General features: G+C 40.7%; 25 protein-coding genes. 10 read left to right on the top strand and 15 right to left on the bottom strand.

Annotation, left to right across the window (positions count from 1 at the left end; all coding sequences use genetic code 11):
* Positions 1-116: 116 nt before the first annotated feature.
* Positions 117-590, bottom strand: a complete 474-nt coding sequence (locus AC1DYB_RS28215; protein WP_477439971.1) for a hypothetical protein — start codon at positions 588-590, stop codon at positions 117-119.
* A gap of 162 nt (positions 591-752) precedes the next feature.
* On the opposite strand from AC1DYB_RS28215, the gene AC1DYB_RS28210 reads away from it, so the two are divergent.
* Positions 753-1,472, top strand: a complete 720-nt coding sequence (locus AC1DYB_RS28210) for an RluA family pseudouridine synthase (RefSeq protein WP_295719552.1) — start codon at positions 753-755, stop codon at positions 1,470-1,472.
* Positions 1,473-1,505: 33 nt separating this feature from the next.
* Here the strand turns inward: AC1DYB_RS28210 and AC1DYB_RS28205 are convergent, their stop codons facing one another.
* A complete protein-coding gene (locus AC1DYB_RS28205) occupies positions 1,506-1,682 on the bottom strand; it encodes a hypothetical protein (RefSeq protein WP_477439969.1) in 177 nt (58 codons plus the stop codon).
* Positions 1,683-2,031: 349 nt separating this feature from the next.
* On the opposite strand from AC1DYB_RS28205, the gene AC1DYB_RS28200 reads away from it, so the two are divergent.
* Complete coding sequence (locus AC1DYB_RS28200; protein ID WP_477439968.1) at positions 2,032-3,498, top strand: hypothetical protein; 1,467 nt, start codon at positions 2,032-2,034, stop codon at positions 3,496-3,498.
* 305 nt (positions 3,499-3,803) lie between these two features.
* Positions 3,804-4,814, top strand: a complete 1,011-nt coding sequence (locus tag AC1DYB_RS28195; RefSeq protein WP_295719556.1) for a glutamine synthetase beta-grasp domain-containing protein — start codon at positions 3,804-3,806, stop codon at positions 4,812-4,814.
* Between the two features lie 68 nt (positions 4,815-4,882).
* On the opposite strand, the gene AC1DYB_RS28190 is transcribed toward AC1DYB_RS28195, so the two are convergent.
* A complete protein-coding gene (locus AC1DYB_RS28190) occupies positions 4,883-5,299 on the bottom strand; it encodes a gamma-glutamylcyclotransferase family protein (RefSeq protein WP_477439967.1) in 417 nt (138 codons plus the stop codon).
* A 131-nt stretch (positions 5,300-5,430) separates the two neighbouring features.
* On the opposite strand from AC1DYB_RS28190, the gene AC1DYB_RS28185 reads away from it, so the two are divergent.
* The 3 genes from AC1DYB_RS28185 to AC1DYB_RS28175 all read left to right on the top strand — a co-directional run bounded on the left by AC1DYB_RS28185 (position 5,431) and on the right by AC1DYB_RS28175 (position 8,939).
* Positions 5,431-6,789, top strand: coding sequence for a glutamine synthetase family protein (locus AC1DYB_RS28185; protein ID WP_477439966.1), 1,359 nt, complete (start codon positions 5,431-5,433; stop codon positions 6,787-6,789).
* A gap of 187 nt (positions 6,790-6,976) precedes the next feature.
* Positions 6,977-8,014, top strand: a complete 1,038-nt coding sequence (locus tag AC1DYB_RS28180) for a hypothetical protein (RefSeq protein ID WP_295719564.1) — start codon at positions 6,977-6,979, stop codon at positions 8,012-8,014.
* Between the two features lie 55 nt (positions 8,015-8,069).
* A complete protein-coding gene (locus tag AC1DYB_RS28175) occupies positions 8,070-8,939 on the top strand; it encodes an HAD-IIA family hydrolase (protein ID WP_295719565.1) in 870 nt (289 codons plus the stop codon).
* A 9-nt stretch (positions 8,940-8,948) separates the two neighbouring features.
* Here the strand turns inward: AC1DYB_RS28175 and AC1DYB_RS28170 are convergent, their stop codons facing one another.
* On the bottom strand, positions 8,949-9,350 hold the full coding sequence (locus AC1DYB_RS28170; RefSeq protein WP_477439964.1) for a MerC domain-containing protein: 402 nt from the start codon (positions 9,348-9,350) through the stop codon (positions 8,949-8,951).
* Positions 9,351-9,604: 254 nt separating this feature from the next.
* On the opposite strand from AC1DYB_RS28170, the gene AC1DYB_RS28165 reads away from it, so the two are divergent.
* Complete coding sequence (locus tag AC1DYB_RS28165) at positions 9,605-10,123, top strand: phosphatase PAP2-related protein (RefSeq protein ID WP_477439962.1); 519 nt, start codon at positions 9,605-9,607, stop codon at positions 10,121-10,123.
* 70 nt (positions 10,124-10,193) lie between these two features.
* On the opposite strand, the gene AC1DYB_RS28160 is transcribed toward AC1DYB_RS28165, so the two are convergent.
* On the bottom strand, positions 10,194-11,690 hold the full coding sequence (locus tag AC1DYB_RS28160; RefSeq protein WP_477439960.1) for a gluconokinase: 1,497 nt from the start codon (positions 11,688-11,690) through the stop codon (positions 10,194-10,196).
* 101 nt (positions 11,691-11,791) lie between these two features.
* Here AC1DYB_RS28160 and AC1DYB_RS28155 point away from each other — a divergent pair, with 101 nt between their 5' ends.
* Positions 11,792-12,586 (top strand): HipA family kinase, encoded by a 795-nt coding sequence (locus tag AC1DYB_RS28155; RefSeq protein ID WP_477439958.1) that lies wholly within the window; start codon positions 11,792-11,794, stop codon positions 12,584-12,586.
* Complete coding sequence (locus AC1DYB_RS28150) at positions 12,567-12,947, top strand: DUF3037 domain-containing protein (RefSeq protein ID WP_477439956.1); 381 nt, start codon at positions 12,567-12,569, stop codon at positions 12,945-12,947. Before AC1DYB_RS28155 ends, AC1DYB_RS28150 begins: the two co-directional genes overlap by 20 nt.
* Before the next feature lie 30 nt (positions 12,948-12,977).
* Here the strand turns inward: AC1DYB_RS28150 and AC1DYB_RS28145 are convergent, their stop codons facing one another.
* Genes AC1DYB_RS28145 through AC1DYB_RS28135 form a run of 3 tightly spaced genes read right to left on the bottom strand, consistent with a single transcriptional unit; the run spans position 12,978 to position 16,689 of the window.
* A complete protein-coding gene (locus tag AC1DYB_RS28145) occupies positions 12,978-15,707 on the bottom strand; it encodes a glycoside hydrolase family 78 protein (RefSeq protein WP_477439954.1) in 2,730 nt (909 codons plus the stop codon).
* A 25-nt stretch (positions 15,708-15,732) separates the two neighbouring features.
* Positions 15,733-16,509, bottom strand: coding sequence for a polysaccharide deacetylase family protein (locus AC1DYB_RS28140; protein ID WP_477439952.1), 777 nt, complete (start codon positions 16,507-16,509; stop codon positions 15,733-15,735).
* On the bottom strand, positions 16,510-16,689 hold the full coding sequence (locus tag AC1DYB_RS28135) for a hypothetical protein (RefSeq protein ID WP_477439950.1): 180 nt from the start codon (positions 16,687-16,689) through the stop codon (positions 16,510-16,512).
* 140 nt (positions 16,690-16,829) lie between these two features.
* Between AC1DYB_RS28135 and AC1DYB_RS28130 the strand changes: the two genes are divergently transcribed.
* Positions 16,830-17,327, top strand: a complete 498-nt coding sequence (locus AC1DYB_RS28130; RefSeq protein ID WP_477439948.1) for a DinB family protein — start codon at positions 16,830-16,832, stop codon at positions 17,325-17,327.
* 767 nt (positions 17,328-18,094) lie between these two features.
* Here AC1DYB_RS28130 and AC1DYB_RS28125 read toward each other — a convergent pair.
* The 7 genes from AC1DYB_RS28125 to AC1DYB_RS28095 form a co-directional block, all read right to left on the bottom strand.
* Positions 18,095-18,925, bottom strand: coding sequence for an amidohydrolase family protein (locus tag AC1DYB_RS28125; protein ID WP_477439946.1), 831 nt, complete (start codon positions 18,923-18,925; stop codon positions 18,095-18,097).
* Positions 18,918-19,763, bottom strand: a complete 846-nt coding sequence (locus tag AC1DYB_RS28120) for a fumarylacetoacetate hydrolase family protein (RefSeq protein ID WP_477395620.1) — start codon at positions 19,761-19,763, stop codon at positions 18,918-18,920. The genes AC1DYB_RS28125 and AC1DYB_RS28120 overlap by 8 nt, the downstream gene beginning before the upstream one ends.
* Before the next feature lie 24 nt (positions 19,764-19,787).
* Positions 19,788-20,552 carry an SDR family NAD(P)-dependent oxidoreductase gene (locus AC1DYB_RS28115; protein WP_477439944.1) on the bottom strand — a complete coding sequence of 255 codons (765 nt, stop codon included), beginning with the start codon at positions 20,550-20,552 and terminating at the stop codon, positions 19,788-19,790.
* Positions 20,553-20,733: 181 nt separating this feature from the next.
* The gene (locus AC1DYB_RS28110; protein ID WP_477439942.1) at positions 20,734-22,392 is read right to left on the bottom strand and encodes a UxaA family hydrolase; all 1,659 of its coding nucleotides are present in this window, start codon (positions 22,390-22,392) and stop codon (positions 20,734-20,736) included.
* Positions 22,393-22,423: 31 nt separating this feature from the next.
* Positions 22,424-23,776: an alpha-L-fucosidase gene (locus AC1DYB_RS28105; RefSeq protein ID WP_477439940.1), complete on the bottom strand. Its 1,353-nt coding sequence runs from the start codon at positions 23,774-23,776 to the stop codon at positions 22,424-22,426.
* A gap of 36 nt (positions 23,777-23,812) precedes the next feature.
* Positions 23,813-24,145: an L-rhamnose mutarotase gene (locus AC1DYB_RS28100; protein ID WP_295719601.1), complete on the bottom strand. Its 333-nt coding sequence runs from the start codon at positions 24,143-24,145 to the stop codon at positions 23,813-23,815.
* A gap of 411 nt (positions 24,146-24,556) precedes the next feature.
* On the bottom strand, positions 24,557-25,429 hold the full coding sequence (locus AC1DYB_RS28095; RefSeq protein WP_295719603.1) for an AraC family transcriptional regulator: 873 nt from the start codon (positions 25,427-25,429) through the stop codon (positions 24,557-24,559).
* Between the last annotated feature and the right edge of the window lie 21 nt (positions 25,430-25,450).

The following is a 25,450-nucleotide window of genomic DNA, read 5'->3' as shown; positions in this document are numbered from 1 at the left end:
CACCTGTTAAATGCTAAGAACACACCAAAAATCTACGTAAGCAAAAGAATTACTTACCAATAAAAAAAGCGTCGAATGTTCATCCAACGCTTTTCCTTATATATAATTAACAAAGCTTATTTAGGTGTACTGGTCTTTTTCTTAACGGCGGTTGCAGCTTTAGCTGCCACTGCTTTTTTAGCGCCTTTAATGTCGGCTTCTGCTTTGGCGGTAATAGCTTTTGCTTTGGTTTCTGCTTTCGCTTTTACATCAGCTGCTGCTTTTTTAGCTATTGCAGTTTCAGTTTTAGCTTCCTGAACAATTGCCTTAGCTTTTTCGGCAGCTTTAGTTTTCAAGTCGGTAGCCGCTACCTTAGCCTTATCAGCAGTTGCGGTAACTTTTGCTGTTATTGATGCTTTTTCAGCTGAAACCTTTTTGCTGGCCGTCGCTTTTTTTGAGATTACTTTCTCTTTCAAATCTTCCAGTTTCTCCTCGGCTGCTTCTTTTACATCCTCTGCTGTGTCTTTGGTGCCATCCCAAAGACTTTCTATAGTTTCTTTAACCTTTTCAAAAAATCCCTTTTCTTCAGGTTTGGTTGCGTTGGTACTCATGATGTTTTTATAGATAAAAGGTAAATATTAATTTGTTATTTAATAATAACCGTTATAATTAAACTTTGTTTTACAGTGAATTAACAAATGATGATTCAATAAGCTGATACTGTGATAACTGTTTAAATTATAAACCGTACTTTTGCCGGCTATATATAAAATATGAAATTTCCGAAGTTTGCCGATCTGATACTGTTTGAGAATGATGATGTGATTGTAGTTAACAAGCCACCTTTTTTAAGTTCGCTTGATGAACGCGAAGGAGGCGAGGTAAATTTACTGAGGTTGGCAAAAGGCTATTGGGAAGATGCCCAGATTTGTCACCGTTTAGATAAGGAGACTTCCGGCGCTTTGATCATCGCTAAAAATCCCGAAGCTTACCGGATGGTGAGCATGCAGTTTGAAAAACGGCAGGTAAAAAAAGTATACCACGCTATTATTGATGGCACTCATACTTTTGATAATTTACTGATAGATCTGCCTATATTAAATGTGGGCAAAGGCAATGTGACCATTAGCCGCCAGGAAGGCAAACGTGCTGAAACCTGGTTTCAGTCATTAAAATATTTCAAACACTATACATTAGTAGAATGCCGCCCGGTAACCGGCCGCATGCACCAGATAAGGATACACCTGGCAACTCAAAGGGCTTCAATAGCCGGAGACGAAATGTACAAAGGCGAGCCTGTTTTTCTATCCAAAATAAAAAGGAAATACCGTTTGGGTAAGGATCAGGAGGAGTTACCGATTATGAAACGCTTTGCTCTGCACGCTTACGAGGTAACATTTAAAATTAATCCTGAGACAGAGGTCACTATACATGCCCCCTATCCCAAGGATTTTGAAACACTTTTAAAACTACTGGAGAAATTTGATAGTTAGTTTCCCCATAATTTTATCCGCTTTGTTTTGCTACTACTTGTCAGTAATTGTATCTCTCCTGGCAGTTAACCTGTCAGTAATTGTATCTCTCTTAAGAGATAATTCCTTCTTAATTGTAGTTTTTGAAGGAGCAGGAGCTGCATTGTCTTTTTTGCAGGAAAAGTAGCCTGTGGCAATAACTGCCATTAATAGAAATGTAAATTTTTTCATAATTTTTAAAAAAACGGATAGTATTTAGTACAATAGTAATTATAATAAACGCCTCAATCAAATATTACGAAAAAAAAGATAACCAGGGGGATAGTTTTAACCAATCGATAAGCAATATTAAATTATAGTTAATCAAATTAATTCTTTTACCCTGATTTTAAAGCAGATACCAATAAAAAACTTAATTAATATTTTTCTCTCAAACTTAATTGCGCTATACTTGGTGTTACAAACACAATTAAATATTGTTGTATATTATTGTAAATATTTGATAACTAACCCGTTAATTTTCATTATATATTTGATTTTATCACCTGCGAGTGTATTTTTATCCTAAATTGCTTCCACTTTGAAAAAAATTATTCTTGCTATATTAATCTTATTACTGTGCTCATTTAAAGCGACTTTTGCCCAACCTCATGCTAAAAGAGACAGCCTGGTTGATTACATTTTACTGAAAGATCAGCAGAAACGGGAGATTAAAGTAATCAGGTACATTAAATCTTTTTTTCAAAATTCACCGCTGGATCAACTTGATGCTAAAAAGAAAGCCATCACAGATACTTTTACGAAATATAATTTCGAGCATAGAGAATCAATATCATACTTTATGGAAAGTATATATCAGCGACGGCTTGAAAACCTCCAGGAATCACAAAACGCCTTAATAAAAGCCATAGATGAGGCGCACAAAAGCAGCGACCACCTGCTTCTTTTTGATTATTTTACCCATCTCGCCTTTTTACAAACCGACGAAGGAAACTCCATTGGAGCAGTATCAAGCTATGGGCTGGCAAAGAATGAAGTAAAAAAATTAAATGATCCTTATTTAGAGGCATTGTTAGATGTCAATATATCTGATATATATTATAAGAGTGGTCTTTACGGCCAATCGCTATCCTACCTTAACCAGGCGCAACGCATTATTGACGAAAATAAGATCAATCGCCTCAACGCTTTGAGTCTGATAACCTATAATAAAGCCGAGAACTATTTCAGGACCAGAAATTACGATTCTTTAAGGCTTTGTCATGAAAAACTATTTGGCCCCAAAAACCAAACGTACAAATTACATACCTATCAAAAACGTACCAGCTACTATCTTGATTTATTAAAACACAACTATAAAGGTGCCATAAAGAAAATTAATACATTATTAAAAGATAGCCTTTATGTAAAAAGCGACCTGGAGGAGCAAATGCTTGCTGATGCCTATTATAGTAACGGACAAATAGATTCGGCCCAATACATGACCGAAAAACAATTGGCCAAACCATCTCAAAAAAACCATCCCGAAATAAAATACCACCTATATGAAGTACTTGGCCAAATAGCCGAGCTTAAAAACGACGAAAAGCTTGCCGCCTACAACTTTAAACTGGCATTGGGAGAATTAAAACAAAACATCAACAACCTATTGCAGGTAGGTGATAAATCCTCCCAGATAAAAATCAATGAAGTGCAAAGCCTCTATTATGTAAACCTACTCAAATATGAGCGGGAGCGCTTATGGATGCTATTTGCTATTGCACTGGCAGTTTTAGCAGTTATAATTGTTGCTATTTTTTACCGCAACAGCCGACAGAAAAGAGATTACGAGCAATTGCTATTTGCAGCAAAAAAACAAGAACTGGCTTCTATAAACTCCCATGAAGTACGTAACCACCTGTCAAATATCTTAGGCCTGCTTGATTTGATGAAGGATAGTGAAACAAAAGAAGAATTGCTTAAAACACGCAAGTATTTATTGTATTCGGCCGAAGAGTTGGATAAAAATCTAAAAAACGTATCTCAAAAGCTAAGTGAAAAGGATTAATTAACTAAAAAAAGAATAGTTCTATCCGCATAAACAGCCCTTTTTGGCTTAAATAGCTAATACTTTACACTTTTCGCAAAAAACCACGATTTAGGAAATACAAAAATATAAAATTGCTAAAAAAGCCATTTATCGGGTTAATTATTATGTATTTGTAGTTAATTAATAGTGTTTGTTGAAAAAAATTATAAAAAAATCATTAAATCGTAGTGATTTTTGTAAAAATAATTTAAATTCGCCTTATTAATTGGCGAGATTAATACAAAAACTATCAATAGAACCCCAACTTTACAAATTAATTAAAAATGGCAACTAAACTCGAGTACATTTGGCTTGATGGGTACAAACCAACACAAAGCCTGCGTAGCAAAACAAAGATTGAAAAAGATTTCAGCGGTAAATTAGAAGATTGTCCGCTATGGAGCTTTGATGGTTCTTCAACCGAACAGGCACCAGGTGGTTCGTCTGATTGTGTATTAAAGCCTGTTTTTATATGTCCTGATCCTCAAAGAAAAGACGCGTACCTTGTTATGTGCGAAGTTTTGGATTCAAAAGGTGAGCCTCATGAATCAAATGGACGTGCACACATCATGGATGATGATAACGATTTTTGGTTTGGTTTTGAACAGGAATACTTTTTATGGGATCCTAAAACAAACAAACCTCTTGGTTTCCCGGCTGGTGGTTACCCAGGTCCACAAGGCCCTTACTATTGCTCAGTAGGCGCAAACAACGCATATGGTCGTGAAATTGTTGAAGAGCACTTAGACGTATGTTTAGATGCTGGCTTAAATGTTGAAGGCATAAATGCTGAGGTAGCTGCAGGTCAGTGGGAATTCCAGATCTTTGCTAAAGGTGCAAAAGAAGCTGGTGACCAAATCTGGGTAGCACGTTATTTATTAGAAAGAATTGGCGAAAGCTATGGCGTTTCTATCAACTGGCATTGCAAACCGTTAGGTGAATTGGATTGGAATGGTTCTGGTATGCACGCTAACTTCTCAAACACTACTTTACGTACTGCAAACAGCAAAGAAACTTTTACAGCTATCTGCGAAGCTTTCCGCCCTGCGGTTGCTGAGTGTGTTGCTGTATATGGTGCTCATAATGAATTACGTTTAACAGGTAAACACGAAACTGCATCTATCAATGATTTCAGCTATGGTGTTTCTGATCGTGGTGCTTCTATCCGTATCCCATTGTATACAGTGGATCATAACTGGAGTGGTTACCTTGAAGATCGTCGTCCTAACTCGGCTGCCGATCCTTACAAAGTTGCTGCGGTGATTATCAAAACTGTAAAATCAGCTAAAGTTTAATCCCCCACATATATAATTTTCTAAAATCCCCTGATCCTAAAAGAATCAGGGGATTTTTTTTAACCCATTTATTTGGTTTTGGTATTGATGTATTGTACATAGTTGCCACCGGCAATTTGTATAAGCCTGTTCACCGGCCAGTTATATAAGTAAGCCCAGCAGGTAATTACTTCATCATCCTTTATAACCTTAATCAACTCTCTTGTATATTCATGTGGATGCGGCTCGTTTGCGCCAATACCCTCATATCTGTCAATTACATCCAAAACCTTTTGGGGATTATCAATTAAATATATCCTGCCATAAACATATTGGTCTGTACTTGCATCGGCAATAGCACCCGGATATTCACCGGCATTATAAAGCCTGCCTTTAAATTTGCCTTGCCCAATTAGTTTACAATGCGCTTGCAAATAATCGGCAAACTCATTTCCACTCATGAGCAGCGTTCCGTAAACAAATAAATACTGGTTAATTGTTGCCATAAATAAAACCTACCTCAAACAAAGGTAAGGCCTAATTCGTATGAATGGATATAACATCCGGAGCAGTTTTTTTTATGTTTACATCATAATGGCTATCTTGCTAAATTGAAACCGGCCGTATATTTTATACCATGAATCCAGAACAGATCAAAACATATTTAGAAGAAAATAACATCCAAAAAATAAAGTTTGCCTTTGCCGATATTGATGGCGTTTTACGCGGTAAGGTGATCCATCCTAAAAAATTTCTCGAAGGCCTGCAAAGTGGTTATGGTTTTTGCGATGTTGTTTTTGGATGGGATAGCAATGATGTTTGTTATGATAACGTAAAGCTTACCGGCTGGCATACCGGCTATCCGGATAAACTTTGCCGTATCGATTTAAATACCCTTCGTAACATACCGTGGCAGGATAATATACCTTTCTTTTTAGCCGATTACAGCGACCCTAATGGCACCGCATTGCCGGCATGCCCCCGCAGTTTATTAAAAAAGATAGTAAAAGAGTGTGAAGACCTGGGTTACCATGCCGAATTTGCACAGGAATTTGAGTGGTTCAACTTCAGGGAAACGCCACAATCAATCAACGATAAGGATTTCACCAACATCAATACCCTTACGCCGGGAATGTTTGGTTACTCTATACTGCGCACCTCACAAAACAGTGATTTTTACTATGACCTGTTTAACCTGCTTACCCAATTTAATATCCCAATTGAAGGCTTACATACCGAAACAGGTCCGGGTGTTTACGAAGCTGCCATTGCCCACGATGAAGTTTTAGCCGCTGCCGATAAAGCGGTGCTTTTTAAAACCGCCGTTAAGGAAATTGCCTATAAACACGGCATTATGGCATCGTTCATGGCTAAATGGAATGAGAATTTACCAGGCTGCAGCGGCCATATCCACCAAAGCCTATGGAGTAAGGATAAGGCCGACAACCTTTTCTACAATGCTGATGACCCGAATAAAATGAGCGATCTGCATAAGCATTATCTTGCCGGCCAGCTGTACTGCATGCCGCACCTGTTGCCTATGTATGCGCCAACCGTAAACAGTTATAAGCGCCTGGTTGAGGGTGCCTGGGCGCCAACAACCATTACCTGGGGAGTAGATAACCGTACCACAGCACTGCGTGTTATAAACACCACACCCGGCTACACCAGGCTGGAAACCCGCATACCTGGTTCAGATACCAACCCTTACCTGGCTATTGCAGCCGCGCTTGCTTCTGGCTTATACGGCATAAAAAACAAATTGCCTTTAAACATACGACCTACTGTAGGCAATGGCTACCAGGATAAAAGCAATGGTGTGCTTGCCCAAAACCTGTATGAGGCTGCTACAGATATGAAAAACTCACAGATAGCCAAAGAACTTTTTGGTGAAGGCTTTGTGGAGCACTTTACCCAAACCCGGCTATGGGAACACCGCCAATATGCTAAACATGTTACAGATTGGGAGTTGAAGAGGTATTTTGAAATCATATAATCTTAGTCTGAACCGGGATTTGTGGAATTTATTGAATTGGCAAAATTTTAAAAAGCGACTGGAAATTCTACCAATTCAATCAATTCGTTTAATTCCGGTTCAGATAAAAATTCCAGTTCATACAATTTGATTATTATTGCGCACATTTGCCCCCGCAAAATTCCAATTATAAACCAACGTTAAAAAAATGGATTATTCCATCATTGTTAAAAAAGCATGGGAAGGCTATGATGCCTCAAAAACCATCAAGCTCATTGAAGATATCAGCGCAATGGTATCTACTAATCATGTATACCGCATCACTTTTGATGATGATGATATCATCATAGCTAAACTATCTTATTTTGGTAAGTTTGAAAACTTTAAAGAAGATCATCGTATCATTCAAACTTTAGCCAACAACCTGCTCTACCCGTTTGAAAATTTACTGGCCCGTTCCCTGTTAAAAAACAACAGAGTATATATTTACCATTATAAGCACGGCAAAACAGATGCCTGGGTGGTATTTTACAACCCTACAAGGATCCTTAACCGGCTGCCGCGCAGGCTTGATGATAACCAGATTAAAAAACTGGGCCAGCAAGTGGGCAAGTTTCATAAGGCTTGCTCAAGGGTAAAAAATGTATTACCTAAATCATCAAAAACCCTGCGTACTGATATTTCGGCCCTGATGAATCAGCTGGAGACTAACGAGCAACAGTTTGGCACTGCCATGCAAGCCGATTTCTTGAAATACCATTGCGAAACCTTTATGAAGAACCGCTCGAAATACAACATGAGCTCGTTCGAGATCATCCCGGTATTTATCGACTGGAATATTGGCAACTTTTCGGTAACCCCAAGCCTGGAACTTTATTCCCGTTGGGATTATGATTGGTTTAGGATGAGTTACCGGGTGCTTGATTTTTATTTCTTCAGCCGCGTGGTATCTGATGTTGGCGATCGTACGGTGTTTAGCTATGTGATCAATACGATGATGGAAGATAGGTTCATCCTGTTTTTAAAAGAATATCACAAGATAAATCCCCTTACTGCAGATGAGATCAGGTTTATGAAGGAGGCATACCGGTTTTTTATTTTAAACTACGTGATAAAAGATGGCAAGCACTTTTTTAGCGAACAGTATGCGCAGAAATTACAATCAGAGGCCTTTAATATCTACCTTCCATCAGTCGACAGGGATTTTGACGCGGAAAAAATTATTGAAGCACTTAAATTAAAATAGGCAATACTTTAATATTTAAGCATATTGCACCCTAATAACTACATTAAACTCAAGCATGAAAAAAATAGAAAACTTTAAATCCATTATTGACAGGTATAAGGTTATTTTTTTTGATGCATTTGGCGTATTAAAAACCTATAAGGGCCTGCTGCCGGGTATAGAGCGAACCTTTGATTACCTGGAACAGCAAAATAAAGAATATTACATCGTTACCAATGATGCTTCCAGGAGCCCCGCGCAACTGGCAGAATCATATAATACAAAAGGCCTGCTCGCCGTTACTCCCAACAGAATCATATCATCGGGCATGCTTACCAAGGATTATCTTGACCTGAAAGTGAACGACGGCATTGTAGCCTATTTGGGCACTCCCGATTCGGCACATTATATTGATAGCTCGGGCTTGCATACGCTACCCGTAAGCCTTATAAACGAGGATAATATTGATAAGGTAAACGCCCTTGTATTTTTAGACGATGAGGGTTTTGACTGGTTTGATGATTTGAATAAGGCCGTAAATATTTTGCGCAAAAGAACCATACCAGCAATTGTTGCCAATACAGACCGCGCCTATCCACGAACCAAGCATGATGTATCCATAGCGGTTGGTGGTTTGGCCAGTATGATTGAAGCAATTGTTGGGAAAGAGTTTATCCGTTTTGGTAAGCCCGATTCGCAAATGTTCATGTTTGCTTATGATCTGCTGCGCGAGCAAGGCCCCATCAGTAAAAAAGATATAGTGATGGTTGGCGATACCCTGCAAACTGATATTTTAGGTGCCAATAAATTTGGGCTCGATACTGTTTTGGTACTATCGGGCAACACCCAGCCGCTTGATGCCGAAAACAGGATAATAGCAACAGGCATTGTACCAACTTATATTTGCGATTCGGCGGTTATAGAACGTGGCGAGCTGGGATTTTAAATCCCCGACCTACTTATAGCGCAGCGGCGTATGCCTGCAAACGCCAACATATTTATTATTTATATAATGCGCAAGGGCTATTGTTAACCCACCCAAAGGCACAATAATCGCTTCGGCTATATTGTTTAAAATAGCATGCCCCATCATTATTATTACAAAGCCTGCAAGCAATAAAATTAAAGGTAGCGCCTTGCGATGGCTGCGCAGGTAAGATAACCCTATTGAATATCCACCTATCATCAGCGCTAAAACAATCATCCCCCACTCTACCCATGGTGTTGCTAAAAACCCAAGACCAATTAATGGCAAACTGGTAAGCAATAGTGGCACTACCGCACAATGAATGGCGCATATTGTTGAAGCCGTTATGCCAATACCATCCAACCTGGAAGATGTTTTATGAAGATGCATGCCGCAAATATAAAACAAATGCAACATAATTGCTTTTAAATTTTTATTATCTTAATTAAATACATTAACATTGATGTAACATATTTTTAATACAAGCGTCAATAATTACTTTTGCAAACTATTACTATGATTGAACTGTGACACTGATAGCTTTATATAGAATAAAACTTAACTGGCAAAACGCATTCGACACGAGTTTAAAACGCGTTAAGCTTATTATAGGCACGATGCTTATTGTAGCTATAATTAATATTATGCCTTCTTTTTTCAGGAGTATTGAACAAAGGAATGGCGTTGTATTAAATGATTGGGTTCTGGCTCATTTACCAGCCGTCGACGTGTCTGTTCCCATTTTCGCCATTATATGGGGTATGGGTATACTTATGATGGTAAGGGCCTTATATAAACCCGCCATCGGCATGACCTATCTTTGGACACTTATATTTGTTTGTATAGCCCGGTTTTTAACATTAAGTTTCGTGAAGCTCGATCCCCCGATAGGGTTAATCCCGTTGGTCGATCCGCTTACGGGGTACTTTTACGGTCACGCTGCTATCACTAAAGATCTTTTCTTCTCGGGCCATACCGCGTCCCTGGTTTTGATATATCTCCATCTGGAACGGAAAAACGATAAGCGCATTGCTCTTGCAGCCATGCTAATTGTGATGATGCTATTACTGGTGCAGCATATTCATTATACTATGGATATACTGGCCGCGCCGGTTATAGTTTATTGTTGCTACCGCTTTACCCGCGCGCTTGGCTTTAGATAAAACAGAATTTTCAATAATTTAAATTTTATTTTGCATCCCCAATAATGCAACTTACATGCATTAGCATTTATCAAACATCCATATTTTTCATGAGGTGCATTGACTCTTTTAAATCTACATAAAGCTTTTTAAACAGCACAAAATGTTTATTGTACATCTTATGGTTTCCTTCATTCGGCTCTATAATCGTTTGATTGTCAATATGGGTTAGCTTGATGTAATTATCGGGGTGTAGCACTTGCATGGCAAGGTAAACGGCCCCAACTGCCGATGCATCCTCGGGTTGTAATACTACCAACTTTTTCCCGGTGATATCGGACAGGATCTGTGTCCATGTGCCCGAGCTTACAAAGCCACCACTAATATTAACCTGGGTAATATTAACCGAGGCATCTTCAACTATTTTAAGCACATCATATAAAGCAAAACAAACGCCCTCGAGTGAGGCCCTTAAAAAGTGCGCACGTGTGTGCATTGGCTTAACATTCAGGAATGCTCCGCTGCTCCTGGTATCCCAAAGGGGCGCTCTTTCGCCATATAAATAGGGCAAAAACAGCAAACCATCACTACCAGCCGGTGTGGTTTCAATAGCATTAAATAAATCACGGTAATCATCGGCCGTAATTTCAGTTTTTTGAAGAAAGTTGCTCAACAGCCAGTTAATTGCAATACCCCCGTTATTCACCGCTCCACCACATACATAAGTATCCTGGTTAAGCAGGTAATTAAAGCTCATACCCTCGTAATTATAAACCGGTTTGGGGCTGGTAATCCTCACAGCTCCGCTGGTACCAATAGTTAAAGCCGCTATACCTGGCCCGGTAGTATGGCTCCCCAGATTTGCGCAGGCCCCATCGCTTGCACCAATAATAAAATTTGTTTTTTGGGGGATGTTGAGCAGGCTTGCTTTGCCAGCATCCAAATTGCTCCGATAGTAAGTAGTGTTTTCGGGCTTCGATAACTTCTCAGGAGATAAACCCGCCAAGGCACAGGCCTCCCTGCTCCACTCCAATTTTAAAATATCAAATAACCCTGTTGCAGAGGCAATAGAATAATCTACCTGGAAAGCATTGAACAAGTTAAACCAGATAAACTCTTTAATAGAAATAAATTTATGGGTTTGAGCAAACAGATCCGGCTTATTATCACGCATCCACATCAGTTTACACAGCGGCGACATGGCATGTATTGGAGTACCCGTTATCCGGTAAATCTCCTCCCCTTTTGCCGAGTCCCTTAAACGCTCCGCTATCTCCTCACTTCGTGCATCTGCCCAGGTTATCATTGGTGCCAAAGGTACTCCGGCCGCATTAACCGGAATAATGCTATGCATAGCGCTGCTAAAGCTAATTCCTTCCGGTGCAAAGCCTACCTTAACAGTTATCTCCTGCAGGCATTTTACAAAGGCGTCCCATATCAATACAGGATCCTGTTCGCTGTAGCCAGGTTGAGGATTATTAATAGGGTAATGTTGTTGGGTAACACCCAATACCTCCCCGGTTAAAGCAACTGCAACAGCCTTGGTGCTGCCTGTGCCAATGTCGATACCTAAAATATATGCCTGCATATTGTTATCTGCGTCCAAAATAGGATTTATCTTTGGGATGCGGGAAATAAAAAATCGGCTTACTGATTTCTCAAAAATTTGCCCTAATTTTCGCCTCGTCTATGAATTACGCTGAACCACAACTCAGAACCATTAAAGTGATACGCTATGTAACCCCGTTACGGGAAGGCGGTTCGCTGCCAGCCATTGCCGAGGGTGACGATGAGTTTTTATATGTGCTTAAATTTCGAGGTGCCGGCCAGGGTGTTAAAGCCTTAATTGCCGAACTTATTGGAGGCGAAATTGCGCGCCTCCTGGGTTTAAAAGTGCCCGAGCTGGTATTTGCAAACCTTGATGAGGCCTTTGGCCGGTCGGAAGCGGATGAGGAGATCCAGGATCTGTTGAAATTTAGTGTTGGCCTTAACCTTGCTTTACATTATTTATCAGGCGCCATAACTTACGACCCAGTGGTTAATACATTAGATGCAACATTAGCTTCAAAAATAGTGTGGCTTGATTGTTTATTAACCAATGTAGACCGTACGCCCCGCAATACCAATATGCTTATGTGGCATAAGGAACTGTGGCTTATTGATCATGGCGCCGCTTTGTATTTCCATCACTCGTGGTATAACTGGGAAGAATCTGCCAAAAGACCTTTTGTACAGGTTAAGGACCACGTTTTATTACCACAGGCATCCGAATTGGATGAGGTTGATGCAGCATTTCGTTCCATTTTAACGCCAGAACGGATCCGCGATATTGTTAATTTAATTCCTGATGATTGGTTGACAGATGAATCTGAAAATGGTACACCAACCGAACGCAGGGAAGTTTATACCCAATTTTTACTAACCCGTATTGCATCGTCAGCAATATTTGTAAATGAAGCCAAACATGCCCGATCAATTATTTGAGTACGCCGTAATACGCGTTGTACCCAGGGTAGAGCGCGAAGAGTTCATAAACATTGGAGTGATTTTATATTGCCCTAAACAAAAGTTTTTAAAAACCATCTTAAAAGTTGATGAAGCAAGAATCAGCGCTTTGGCGCCCGGTTTGGATATCGACTGCCTTAAAGATAATATCAATTCCTTTGAAAGAATAGCTAATGGCGATGCCAAGGCCGGCCCAATTGCCAAATTGGATATAGCCTCCCGTTTTCGCTGGCTTACCGCCACGCGCAGCACGGTGGTACAATCATCAAAAGTTCATCCCGGTTTATGTACCGATGCCGAAGCAACTTTGGTAAAATTATTTAATCAGCTGGTTGGATAAGAATTTACTCATCCAACCAGGCTTTCAATCTTATCTTGCGGCAATCTTCTCTTTCAACACTATCCAGGGATAATTAAACGTATACTCTCCGGAACCAAGTTGTATGGTGACACCATCAGCATCGGTACTGGCGCCCGTTATAGGCTTACCATCCTGCTTTACATCTTCAGGATGAGCTTGCGGCAGGCTTACGCTGGCTGTTGTATTGGCCGGAATTTTAACATGCACCTGCATTACGCCATCCTTAACTTCCCAGGCCGAAAGTATCTGCCCATACATGGTTTCGAAAGTGGTTTTGGCAAATGTAAATTTAGGGCTCGGCTGTGGTTTTAATATTATATACTTATAACCCGGTTTACCAACCTGCAAACCTGTTACATTCTGATACATCCAATCGCCAACTGCCCCGTAAGAGTAGTGGTTAAAGGAGTTCATGCTTTTATCCTGGAAAGTACTATCGGTTTTGATGCCATCCCAACGCTCCCAAATGGTAGTTGCGCCCATTTTTACAGGATATAACCATGATGGATAAGTCTTTTGCAACAACAGGTCATAAGCTACATTGGCATACCCATTTTGTGATAGCACCTGGCACAAATAAGGCGTACCTAAAAACCCGGTAGATAAGTGATTGTTGCGGCTGCGCACATCCTCAACCAGGTAAGCTGCCGCCTTGTTCTTCAGGCTATCGGGAACCAGGTCAAACTTTAAGGCCAGTACATATCCTGTTTGCGAATCGGCAAATATGCGCCCGGTTGGCGTTATATAATTTTGGACAAATGCTTTCTTTACCTGCTGGTAAACATCATCATATTTTTTTTCATCGGCTGTATTACCTAATGCACCTGCGGCCTGGCTTAGTAATTTTGATGAGTATGCGTAAAAAGCCGTTGCAATCATATCAGGATTGGTATAGCCGTTGGGCTCCGAAAAATCATAGATGCCCGGGCGATAGAATAGCCAATCGCCAAAAACACTGCCACCACGCCATATATGGCTATCGCCGGCTCTTTTGATGATCTTATCTACATAAGCCTTCATGCTGGGGTATTGGGTTTGCAGAATACGTTTATCAGCATAAACCTGGTACATTGTCCACGGTACAATAACGGCCACATCGCCCCAGCCTGCCGATGTTGTACGGTTGGTTTGTAAAACATCGGGTACCACAAAAGGTACGCCTCCGTCCGGGTACTGATCTGCAGCAACATCCTTCATCCACTTGGCAAAAAACGGCGCCACGTTCATGTTAAATGATGCCGTGCGCGAGAAAACCTGCGCATCACCTGTCCAACCCAAACGTTCGTCGCGTTGCGGGCAATCGGTAGGAATATCTAAAAAATTACCTTTTTGCCCCCATTGAATATTGTGCTGCAATTTGTTGATCATGGTATCTGAACAGGTAAATTCGCCTGTTACTTTCATATCTGAATGCACCACCACTGCAGTAAAATTTTCAGGTTTTAACTCACCGGGAAAGCCATCTACAGCAATATACCTGAAACCCATAAAAGTAAAATGAGGCTCAAATACTTCATCGCCGCCACCTTTTAAAGTGTAATTGATAGTAGCCGTAGCAGCACGCAGATTGGCCGTATAAAACTCACCAAATTTATCCAGTACTTCGGCGTGTTTGATATTAACCGTTGTACCGGCCTTACCATTTACTTTAAGCCTAACCCAACCTGTCATATTCTGCCCAAAATCTACTATCTGGGTACCTTTGGCACTTTTAAAAATGGCCCTGGGCTTTAGTTCGGCAATTCTGTGTACCGGAACACTTTCCACACCTACCAATGTTTTTTTATCTATATCAGCAACGTTTACAGCTGTCCAGGCAGCATCGTTAAATCCTTTATTAGCCCAGCCTGGTATTTCTTTGCGGGCATCATAATTCTCGCCATCGTAAATTCCATTAAGGGTTACAGGGCCCGCCAGGGTGCTTTTCCATGAACTATCAGAGTTAATATTTTCTACCGTTCCATCTGCATAGGTGATCTGCAACTGGCATAACAGCGCCAATTTTTTACCCCAAAAGCCCCATTGATTATTAAAGGCTATGGTTCCCCTAAACCAGCCATCACCTACCATTGCCCCTATCACGTTATCACCCTGCTGCAGCATGGCGGTTATATCATAAACCTGGTATTGCAGGCGTTTTTTATATTCTGTCCATCCGGGGGTAAGTAACTGGTTGCCTACTTTGTGCCCGTTAAGGTATAATTCATACAAACCGTGTGCAGTTGCATATGCCCTTGCTGATACTATCTTTTTAGAGGTAGTGAACTGCTTACGCAGCATAATTGCCGGTATCTTGCGCACAGAATCATGCTTAGGCTGAATCCAGCTGGCCGTCCAGTCACTTGTGGTAAGCAAGCCGGTTTCAAAATACGCGGGTTTGCTCCACGCCGATGTATGGCTGTGGTTATCCCATATCTTCACCCTCCAGTAGTAACGGGTAGCTGATTTTAAAGCAGCACCGTTATAGGTGATCAATACCGAGGAGTCTGAATTTACTTTGCCCGTGTTCCAAACCGTTTTTGAGGATGAAAACGAAGCGTCGGTTGCAACCGTAATGTTATAGGCTTGCTGCAGGGTGTTATTTTGAGTTGCTGCTATCTTCCAGCTGAGGCGGGGATGTGTGATATCAATACCTATGGGATTTACCAGGTATTCGCTGGATAAATTGTCAACAACAGGACTTTGTGCCAGGCATGTAACCGGCAAAAAAAACAGGAGATAAAGAAAAATACGTTTCATGGTTATGATTGGATTCCCAATTATATTAATTGTGATTTAAGGCGGCAACCCCATCCATCCCTGCCCGGAAAGTGGTTACTTCAATTTCATTTTCATGCTGCTTTAGGTATAGCAATAATTTTTTATGCGCGGCAGCGGGAGTAGTAATATAATCGCCTCCTACACCGTGAAACATCAATACGCCCATACCACCGCTTTGCTGTACCTTTTTAACAAAGGCAATCAGTTCATCACCGGTAACGCCGGCATGAATCCCCCAGGCTGGCACCTGCAACGGGTCGAGTTTTTTAAAATTGGTGATCACGGCGTCGGGGCCGCCACCAATCCTGGCATACTTTACCAGGCCCGATTGCCTTAACGAATCAACATAATTAATACCACCAACGGCTACCTCGGTACAGGGGTAAGCATAAGTACGCGGGGATGCTCCGCCATCAACAGCAAACAGCAGGTTATTCATTTCGCCAATTTCACGCAGCATCATGTAAACAGAATAATTGGCCGAATTATTTGCAGCATTGCCTTTTACCGTGGTAAGCAGGCAAGGATGGTATAAAGAATGATTGGCCAGCTCGTGCCCTTTTAAAGCAACCTGGCGCCAACGCGGGATAGTTTTTGTCCCTACATAGCCGGTGAGGAAGAAAGTACCTTTAAACCCCAAAGAATCCAGTTGTGGAATGGCGATATCCAATTGCGATGCAAGACCATCATCATAAGTGAGTACGATTATAACTTTTTTACGCGACTGGGAATAGGCGGTGAAGTGCAGCACGATCATCAAAACTAAAAATACTCTTTTCATTTACTTAACATTTATTGTTGCTGTTTTAAACCCCAAATTACCTTTCAGGTCTGTTCCCTGCAATATAAGGGTATACGATGTTGGTTGATCTGCCGCGTAAAAAGAAATCCGGGCCTCGCCATTTTCGTCGGTGATAATATTGGGATCCCAATGGATGGTGAATGGCGGAAAGGATAACATGCTTTTTATGATGGATTAGGATTGGTTTCTCTCAAGCAATTTACATATTCTTTAACATTTATTTCTTTTATAAAAAGCTGCTGACATAGGGCTGTCACTACCGGGTTGTTACTTTGAATTATAATCAAAACAATAAAGCTATGTCAATCATCCCAATGTTATTAAAAGAAATGGAGCAGGAAGCTCAAACTACCAGGAAAATGCTTGAGCGCGTACCAACCGAAAAATTTCAGTGGCAACCTCATGAAAAAAGCATGACTATACAGCGCCTTGCCGCACATATTGCCGAATTACCGGGTTGGGTAACTATTGCACTTACAACCGACGAACTTGATTTTGCCAGCAACCCATACATACCTGAGCCGATAGAAAATACACCAGATCTGTTAAAGTTTTTTGAAAAAACACTCGCTCAAGGCAAAGCCAGTTTAGAGAAAGCAGACGAAAAGGAATTTTCCAAAACATGGACACTCCGTAATGGTGACCAAATATTGAATAAATCTACAAAAGGTGAAATGATCAGGATGAGCTATTCGCAAATTGTGCACCACAGGGCGCAGTTAGGTGTGTATTTGCGCTTGTTAAATATACCCATACCGGGCAGCTATGGCCCAAGTGCTGATGAGCACACCTTTTAAATTATTGCTTTGTAGTTGATATTAATTTCGACAATGAAATATTCAGTTTTAACGCATTAAGGTGCTTATTACTATTTTATTATTTTAACTACCTAAAGTTGTATAGATACAAAAAGACGATTGTCCTTAAATTTGGACAATCGTCTTTACATAATGTGCTGTACACATACTAATTTCTGTGTTTAGACAGTTTCCCTTCGTTTATTTCTTCAAGAAAACCATTTTCATTAATAGCATAGCGGGCGTACGTAGTATCAGTATCAATCTTGTACTTTACTACATTTTTGGTTTTCCTGCGTGTTCTAGCACGAATAATAAATATGGGTAAAATGATTACGGCAAGCAGGGCGGCAATTTGAAATAAGATAATATACATAACGTTTAAAATAAATTTTTGAGATAGCACATCTAAAACGTTAGTTAAAGTAAAAATACTTATAGGTTTAAAATTTTAGCAGCAAATCGTAATGATTATATAGCTAAATATGTGCCAACAATTTATTAACGCCGATAGTTAACAGATTGTTACAATTTAATGGCAAAATAAAAGAAGATTTTAGAAGCGCTGCTTTTATGCGGTAGATTGCCCCGAACTTGTTTCTAAATTTGACGAAAAAAACAAGCAGGTTTGGTGTTGTATCCTCTTCTTTTACAGATGCAGAAACGAAGAAACGGGAAAAAGTTACAAAGAAAAAAACTTACGAAGTTTTGACACCCCGTAAGTTTTACACTCTCAAAATGAGAACAATATTATCCATCTGAAACGACTATAAGTTATAAAACGAAATAGCGTTACCTCCAAAAAATAATTCCTGCTCAATGGCTGATAGTTTTGCAATAAATGAGTGCAAAACATCTAATGAACTTTTGTAGGCTCCGGCCAACAGGCAAACCGGCCAGTCTGAACCGAACATGATGCGGTTTGCGCCAAAAGCATTAAACACCACATCAAGGTATGCGGTAAAATCTGCAATTTTCCATTTTGCCCAGTCGGCCTCAGTTAACAAGCCCGAAATTTTGCAAAATACGTTTTGATGTTTTGCCAATGATTCTATATCAGTTTGCCAGTTTTTAATTTCCTGGGTTTTGATTTGCGGCTTGGCCATATGGTCAACCACAAATTTCTGATCGGGGAAGCCACCAACCAATTCAGTTGCATAAGGCAAATGCTCTGGGTATATCAGGATATCATAGGTATAACCATGCCTTTGCAGCGCGGCAATACCTTTTTGAAAAGCAGGCTGCAGCATATATTGCTTATCTGGCTCCGATTGTAAAATATGCCTGAAACCCTTAAGCTGATTGTACATTCTGTACTCCTGTAGCTTTTCTTCAAGATTATCAGCTTTCAGATCAACCCATCCTACTACACCTTTTATAAAAGAATGTTCATCAGCCAGATCTAACAAAAACATGGTTTCATCATCTGTTTGATTGGCCTGAATAGCTACGCAACCATCCATTCCATTTTGCTGTAAAACGGGTAACAGCTGGGCAGGCAAAAAATCCTGCTTAATCGCAAGCATTTCATCATTGATCCAGTTGTCCCTAACCGGATCAAATAGCCAAAAATGCTGATGAGCATCTATTTTAGTCATACGCTATAACTTTTTGTTTTGATTCACCAAGACCATCAATACCAAGCTCAACCACATCGCCTGGTTTAAGATAAACAGGTGGCTTCATACCCAAGCCAACACCAGCAGGTGTACCTGTTGAAATAATATCGCCAGGCAACAAGGTCATAAACTGGCTGGTATATGATATTACTTGTGGTAAATTAAATATAAAGTTTGAAGTGGTGCCATACTGCATAATTTCACCATTAACTTTTAACCACAAATGCAGGTTATGTGGATCTTCTATCTCATCAGTTGTAGCTAAGAACGGGCCGAGCGGCGCAAAAGTATCGCAACCCTTTCCTTTATCCCAGGTACCGTTACGCTCTAACTGAAATTCGCGTTCAGATACATCATTATGCAATACATAACCGGCAACGTAATCCATTGCGTCGGCTTCATCTACATAAGATGCTTTTTTACCAATAACTACAGCCAGCTCAACTTCCCAATCTGTTTTTACAGAATTTTTAGGAATAACAATATTATCAAACGGACCAACTATCGCTGTGGTAGCCTTCATGAAAATTACCGGCTCTGGTGGTAGTGGTGCATTGGTTTCATGTGCATGATCGGCATAATTTAAGCCGATGCAGATAATTTTTGATGGGCGGGCAATTGGGCTGCCTAAACGTACATCATCTGCAACCAGGGGCAGTGTGGCATCTTTTATAAAAGTTGCTAAACGGGCAAGGCCGTCCGTTTCAAAAAACTGCTCCGTATAATCTTCGCCAAAAGCCGAAGTGTCGTATTTTTTATTATCAAGGATAACTCCTGTTTTTTCTTTGCCGTTTTCTCCAAATCGGATAAGCTTCATATTTAATTGTTATATGTTTTGGTTTTAATTATTCAAGGTTATAAATCCGCCATCGATTGGGTAATCTGTCCCGGTAATAAATCCGGCTTCGTCTGAACATAAATATAAAGCCAACGCGGCTACTTCTTCTGATTTCCCCATTCTGCCAATGGGCTGGCTTTTTGACAGTTTCTCAAAAATCTCTGCCTCCTGACCTGCATAATTCTTAGCGATAAATCCATCCACAAAAGGGGTATGGATACGCGCCGGCGAAATGCAATTGCACCTGATGTTATCATGCAGGTAATCGCGTGCCACAGATAACGTCATAGCATGTATGGCACCCTTGCTCATCGAGTACGCAAACCTATCGGTGATACCAACGCTGGCCGCGATAGATGCCGTATTTAGTATTACTCCACCACCGTTTGCTTTCAACATCGGGATTACCGCGTAAAGGCAATTATATGCCCCTTTTACATTTACGTTGAACACTTTCTCAAAGTCGGCAGTACTGGTAGTATCCGCACGACCTATATGCGCTATCCCCGCATTGTTTATTAAAATATCAATAGCACCTATCTGTGCAAAAACATTTAAAACCTGCTCCTGGCTGCTTACATCGCAGGCATAGCCATTGGCTTTACCGCTGGCAGCTTCAATTTCAGTTACTGTATCGGCTGCTGCTTTATCATTTAATTCGATGATGTGTACGGTAGCGCCCTGCTGCGCAAAAAGTATCGACATGGCCTTGCCTATTCCGCTGCCGCCGCCAGTTATTACTACAGATTTATTGGTTAGTTTAAACATATTTTAAATGATGTTATTAAAACTTTGCCGTCCCTTTGTTGTGCAGGATTACAAAGAGTTTTATTAATTTCTATTTTTATTTGTCATCGCGGCAAACGAATAACCTATTAGCAAACGTTACTTATTGGCAAATTGATATTTCGATGCTGTTAAATTGACAATTTTTTTTTAATACTGCAACCTATAATGACACTCCACGCTTCCATGGTATAAAATCATCCTGACCAAGCTTTACTGATTTCGGCTCTGCTTCACCGCTGGCAACCTGGATAACATAATCCAAAATCCGCTCGCCTGCCTGCTGAATGGTTTCATCACCCTCGATGATAGTACCGCAGTTGATATCGATAATATCAGGCATCCGCTCAAACATCACCGTATTGGTTGAAAGCTTAATCACCGGGGTAATCGGGTTGCCTGTTGGGGTACCCAAACCTGTGGTAAATAGTACGATGTTGGCACCAGAACCCACTTCGGCTGTGGTACTTTCCACATCACTGCCGGGAGTACATAACAGGTTCAACCCGGGTTTAGTTACCTTTTCGGGATAATCTAATACTGCGGTTACCGGTGATGTGCCGCCTTTTTTGGCAGCTCCGGCAGATTTTATGGCATCAGTGATCAACCCATCCCGAACATTACCGGGCGAAGGATTGGCATAAAAGCCCGATCCATCAGCCTCTGCACGCGCGTTATACGTGGTCATTAAGTGCATAAAACGATTGGCCGTTTCCTCATCGGCACAACGATCGCTCAGTTCCTGCTCCACGCCACACAACTCCGGAAACTCGGCTAAAATTACCGAACCACCCATCGTCACCAACATATCTGACACATAGCCCAAAGCAGGATTTGCCGAAATACCCGAAAAACCATCAGAGCCGCCGCACTCCAGACCAATACATAATTTTGAAAGTGATGCAGGCTGGCGTTGGGTTTGGTTTGCCTGTACAAGCCCGGCAAATGTTTGCTTAAGGGCTTGCTGTAATAATTCGCTTTCGGTACCTACTTTTTGCTGTTCCAGCACTACCAACGGCTTATTGAAAGCAGGATCGCGTTTAGCGATCTCGGCCTGCAATATGCTCACCTGCGCATGTTGGCAACCCAAACTCAACACAGTAGCGCCCGCAACATTTGGATGGGTTATATAGCCGGCTATTAATCCGCATAGCGCATCAGAATCATCCTTGGTACCACCACAGCCCATACTGTGATTTAAAAATTTTATCCCGTCGATATTTTTAAATAACCGTTTAGAGTTTGGTTTATCGATGCTTGCCTGAATATCGGCGTTCAATATTTCTTCAACTGATTTTCCGGCCTGGTAAAGCTCCATCAACTGCTCAACATCGCCTTCGTAGCTTTTGGCTTTCTTGTAGCCCAGCTTATCAACCAGTGCTTCTTTTAATACCTGGATGTTACGATTTTCGCAAAACACAAGCGGTACTACTATCCAGTAATTGGCCGTACCAACAGAACCATCTGTACGATGGTAGCCCATAAAGCTTTTGCCTTCAAAATTACTTGTATCTGGCTGATGCCAGTTCAATTTGCGTTCGCCTAAACGATAGCTATCAGAAGCATGATGTACATTTGCAGTGGTTAGTACGCCACCTTTTGGTATGGTACTGGTTGCTTTGCCAACCAATACACCATACATATATATTTCGGCACCCTGCACTAATTCATTTATAGCAAACTTATGCTTGGCCGCTACACGATCAACGAGCGGAAAAATTGATCCCCCAAAATTTATCTCGGTTCCCTGCTCCAGATTTTGCAGGGCTACCAGCACATTATCATGTGGGTGGATCCTTAAATATGTTTTTTTTTGCGACATTATATCAAATTCCTTTGTCTATATTCTTATGTTAGTCATTGAGGGTTAATTCAATAACCGGTATTTCATAATTTGGCTTTTTAGCCGGAAGAGTAACTTCCAGATCATCCGCACCCGATGTTTTATATAACAACTCGGAGTGATCATTTAAAAACTGTGCATACTTCACTTTTCCGTTGTAGCCGGGCAAAATTAGTTTACCTTTTGGATAATCAAACAACTGCACATATAAATGCTTGGTTGCCTTGTTATAGGTAAGCTTGGTACCTTCGGGTATTTTATAGGTATCGGGAGCGTAGGTACAATTATAAATTGATTTATCATTGGCATGCATCCAGTGGCTCAGGCTGTCCAGTGCACTGGTAGCCCTGTAATCAAATTCGCCGCGTGCTGTAGGACCAACATTCAGGATCAGGTTACCGCCATTGCTTACCGAAGTAATTAACAGATCAAGCAGTTGGCGATGTGTTTTCCAGGTATCTTCATCACGGTAATATCCCCATGAGCCAGAAAATGTTTGGCAGGTTTCCCAGGTTTTGCCACGATATTTAGCCAATTCGGCAGTACTTACCTGCTCTGGTGTTTCAAAATCGGCACCATCTTTATATTCTTCCAGGTTAAGGCGGTTATCTACAATAATACCCGGCTGTAATTTCCTGATGAGTTTTAACAATTCAACAGAACCCCATTCGTCTTTACCCTTGCCATGTCCATCTTTACGGGGGAAAGAAAAATCCAGCCAAAGAATATCAATCTTTCCATAGTTTGTAAGTAGCTCGGTGATCTGGTTGCGCATATATTGCCTGTATTTGGCCATATCCCTATTCTTGTTCAACTTAGCATAGGAAGCATCACTTTTATCAGCAGGCGATTGCGGGTGAATTTCATCAATGGTATAATCAGGATGGTGCCAGTCTAACAAAGAATAATAAAAACCAACTTTTAGCCCCTGCCCTCTGAAGGCATTTACATACTCGCGCACCAGATCGCGTTTGGCTTTGGTATTTGGCGCTTTATAATCTGTGTATTTTGAATCGAAAAGGCAAAAACCTTCATGATGTTTTGTGGTAAGTACCGCGTATTTCATACCAGCAGCTTTAGCCTGGCGAGCCCATTTCTGCGGATCAAAATAATCAGGATTAAACTGGTCGAAATATTTTTGATAGCCTGCATTATCAATTTTCTCGTTATGCTTTACCCATTCATGCCTCGCAGCTCCAGAATATAAGCCCCAGTGAATAAACATACCAAAGCGGCTGTCTTTCCACCACTCCATACGTTTATCTTTTTGGGCGTCGGTTTCATTACCTATCATTTTTTGGGCCGAAACCGACGATGCGGTTATAAGCACCAGCATCGCTAATAATTGAAGTTTTTTAAGCATGAGATGTGTATGTTTAGTTTTGTAATTGGCAATAATTTACAGCGCGAATATTTTATCCATTAAAACCCATTTTTCGCCTTTGAGGGCGCCTTTTACAGGTTGTTGGTACTTCCACATCAGGGCTTCCCATTCCTGCACTTTAGCGTTAGCAGCATCGGCAGCAGCCTTTTTTTCAAAGCTAAAACTGTCATCTGTTTCCATGATCATGAACAATCGTACGTCAAAACGATAAATTTCCATGTTAGTGATACCGTAATCGGTGATGCTTTTATGAATTTCGGGCCAGATGGCTTCGTGGTATTTTTCATATTCGGCAATCAGGCTGTCATCGTCAACCAAATCAAGCGTTAAACAATATCTGTGACCCATAATTTTAGAAGCATTACATTGGTAATACAAAGAAATAAAGTTTGCAGTTAAATAATTAGCAGAAAATGGTCAAAACATTCAGCTTTTTTGGCATACAGCCTCATGCAACCCTCTCCTTTGGTGATGGCTTGGCATCGTTATCTTAAAAGATAAAATCCGGGGCACACAGAAGAGGGAAATGACGTGTTAAAAGCTTTGTCATTCTGAGTTGATAAAATTCGGGAAACTCTAAAGGGTGGAAATGATAAGCGGCGAAAGACTTACGAAGTTTTAAAAACTTCGTAAGTCTGGATTCACAAACTTGTCACAGGTAGGCACGAACGACCTATTCGTGAACTGCATAAGTCAAATACGTATAGCGGTGAATAGATGCTTCACTCCGCTTAGCATGCCAAAAAACAAAGTATTCCCCTACGGATTTTTGGTAAACTCCTTCTGATACATCAGCGGGCTTTTGCCGGTTACCAGCTTAAAATGTTTGTGGAAGGTTGAAAAATTGTTAAACCCGCTATCGTAACATAACTGTTTAATGTTCAGCTTATCTTCTATAAGCAATTTACAGGCATGGCCTACTTTAATTTCAATAATAAATTGCGAAAATGTTTTACGGGTTTTCGATTTAAAATACCGGCAAAAAGAATTTGAGCTTACGCCCGCTATTTCGGCTATCTCATCCAGGTAAATCTTTTTCCTGAAGTTCTGCATCGAGTATTCATAAATATTGTTCAAACGATCGTTCTCAGAATCGTTATGATCATATTTAAAACCGATGGATGCCAGGTAGTTTGAAGGTAAGCTGGTAGCAATAGCATTTAATGCCTTTAGCAGCATAATAATTCGCTCCGCTCCATCTGTGCTTAACATAGCTGCCATTTGGTTGGATACCCGCTCCTTGGTTCCCCCCATTATTTGCAACCCCCTTTTCGATTTTTCCAGCAATACCTTTATCAGCTTATTTTCTGGCAATTGTAAAAACTGTTCGCCCCAGAAATTTTCGCAAAAATGCACTACAAAAACTTCAACCCCTGCACCTTCATCCTGGTTAAAGTAAGTATCATCAAAGCGCCAGTAATGCGGCAGGTTTGAGCCTACTAAAACCATATCGCCGGCCTTAAATTGCTTAATGCTATCGCCTATAAACTGTGTACCATTTCCCTTTTTTAAATAAATAAGTTCCAATTCCGGATGGCAATGCCAGCGGTTATTAATATCGGGTAATACATCGTACCTAACACTAAATGAATGTGCCGGGCCCGAAGAAACTTTTAGCAGCAGAGGTTTCATTCAGCTTAATTTACAATTGAT

Source organism: Mucilaginibacter sp. P2_A4 (assembly GCF_056405015.1).
This window is presented reverse-complemented; position numbering and strand designations above follow the sequence as displayed.

What these genes read in the sequence shown, in the direction of transcription:
- AC1DYB_RS28215 (WP_477439971.1), bottom strand. Translation starts at nt 590, where the DNA reads ATGAGTACCAACGCAACCAAACCTGAAGAAAAGGGATTTTTTGAAAAG.
- AC1DYB_RS28210 (WP_295719552.1), top strand. Translation starts at nt 753, where the DNA reads ATGAAATTTCCGAAGTTTGCCGATCTGATACTGTTTGAGAATGATGAT.
- AC1DYB_RS28205 (WP_477439969.1), bottom strand. Translation starts at nt 1,682, where the DNA reads ATGAAAAAATTTACATTTCTATTAATGGCAGTTATTGCCACAGGCTAC.
- AC1DYB_RS28195 (WP_295719556.1), top strand. Translation starts at nt 3,804, where the DNA reads ATGGCAACTAAACTCGAGTACATTTGGCTTGATGGGTACAAACCAACA.
- AC1DYB_RS28190 (WP_477439967.1), bottom strand. Translation starts at nt 5,299, where the DNA reads ATGGCAACAATTAACCAGTATTTATTTGTTTACGGAACGCTGCTCATG.
- AC1DYB_RS28185 (WP_477439966.1), top strand. Translation starts at nt 5,431, where the DNA reads ATGAATCCAGAACAGATCAAAACATATTTAGAAGAAAATAACATCCAA.
- AC1DYB_RS28180 (WP_295719564.1), top strand. Translation starts at nt 6,977, where the DNA reads ATGGATTATTCCATCATTGTTAAAAAAGCATGGGAAGGCTATGATGCC.
- AC1DYB_RS28175 (WP_295719565.1), top strand. Translation starts at nt 8,070, where the DNA reads ATGAAAAAAATAGAAAACTTTAAATCCATTATTGACAGGTATAAGGTT.
- AC1DYB_RS28170 (WP_477439964.1), bottom strand. Translation starts at nt 9,350, where the DNA reads ATGCATCTTCATAAAACATCTTCCAGGTTGGATGGTATTGGCATAACG.
- AC1DYB_RS28165 (WP_477439962.1), top strand. Translation starts at nt 9,605, where the DNA reads ATGCCTTCTTTTTTCAGGAGTATTGAACAAAGGAATGGCGTTGTATTA.
- AC1DYB_RS28160 (WP_477439960.1), bottom strand. Translation starts at nt 11,690, where the DNA reads ATGCAGGCATATATTTTAGGTATCGACATTGGCACAGGCAGCACCAAG.
- AC1DYB_RS28155 (WP_477439958.1), top strand. Translation starts at nt 11,792, where the DNA reads ATGAATTACGCTGAACCACAACTCAGAACCATTAAAGTGATACGCTAT.
- AC1DYB_RS28150 (WP_477439956.1), top strand. Translation starts at nt 12,567, where the DNA reads ATGCCCGATCAATTATTTGAGTACGCCGTAATACGCGTTGTACCCAGG.
- AC1DYB_RS28145 (WP_477439954.1), bottom strand. Translation starts at nt 15,707, where the DNA reads ATGAAACGTATTTTTCTTTATCTCCTGTTTTTTTTGCCGGTTACATGC.
- AC1DYB_RS28140 (WP_477439952.1), bottom strand. Translation starts at nt 16,509, where the DNA reads ATGAAAAGAGTATTTTTAGTTTTGATGATCGTGCTGCACTTCACCGCC.
- AC1DYB_RS28135 (WP_477439950.1), bottom strand. Translation starts at nt 16,689, where the DNA reads ATGTTATCCTTTCCGCCATTCACCATCCATTGGGATCCCAATATTATC.
- AC1DYB_RS28130 (WP_477439948.1), top strand. Translation starts at nt 16,830, where the DNA reads ATGTCAATCATCCCAATGTTATTAAAAGAAATGGAGCAGGAAGCTCAA.
- AC1DYB_RS28125 (WP_477439946.1), bottom strand. Translation starts at nt 18,925, where the DNA reads ATGACTAAAATAGATGCTCATCAGCATTTTTGGCTATTTGATCCGGTT.
- AC1DYB_RS28120 (WP_477395620.1), bottom strand. Translation starts at nt 19,763, where the DNA reads ATGAAGCTTATCCGATTTGGAGAAAACGGCAAAGAAAAAACAGGAGTT.
- AC1DYB_RS28115 (WP_477439944.1), bottom strand. Translation starts at nt 20,552, where the DNA reads ATGTTTAAACTAACCAATAAATCTGTAGTAATAACTGGCGGCGGCAGC.
- AC1DYB_RS28110 (WP_477439942.1), bottom strand. Translation starts at nt 22,392, where the DNA reads ATGTCGCAAAAAAAAACATATTTAAGGATCCACCCACATGATAATGTG.
- AC1DYB_RS28105 (WP_477439940.1), bottom strand. Translation starts at nt 23,776, where the DNA reads ATGCTTAAAAAACTTCAATTATTAGCGATGCTGGTGCTTATAACCGCA.
- AC1DYB_RS28100 (WP_295719601.1), bottom strand. Translation starts at nt 24,145, where the DNA reads ATGGGTCACAGATATTGTTTAACGCTTGATTTGGTTGACGATGACAGC.
- AC1DYB_RS28095 (WP_295719603.1), bottom strand. Translation starts at nt 25,429, where the DNA reads ATGAAACCTCTGCTGCTAAAAGTTTCTTCGGGCCCGGCACATTCATTT.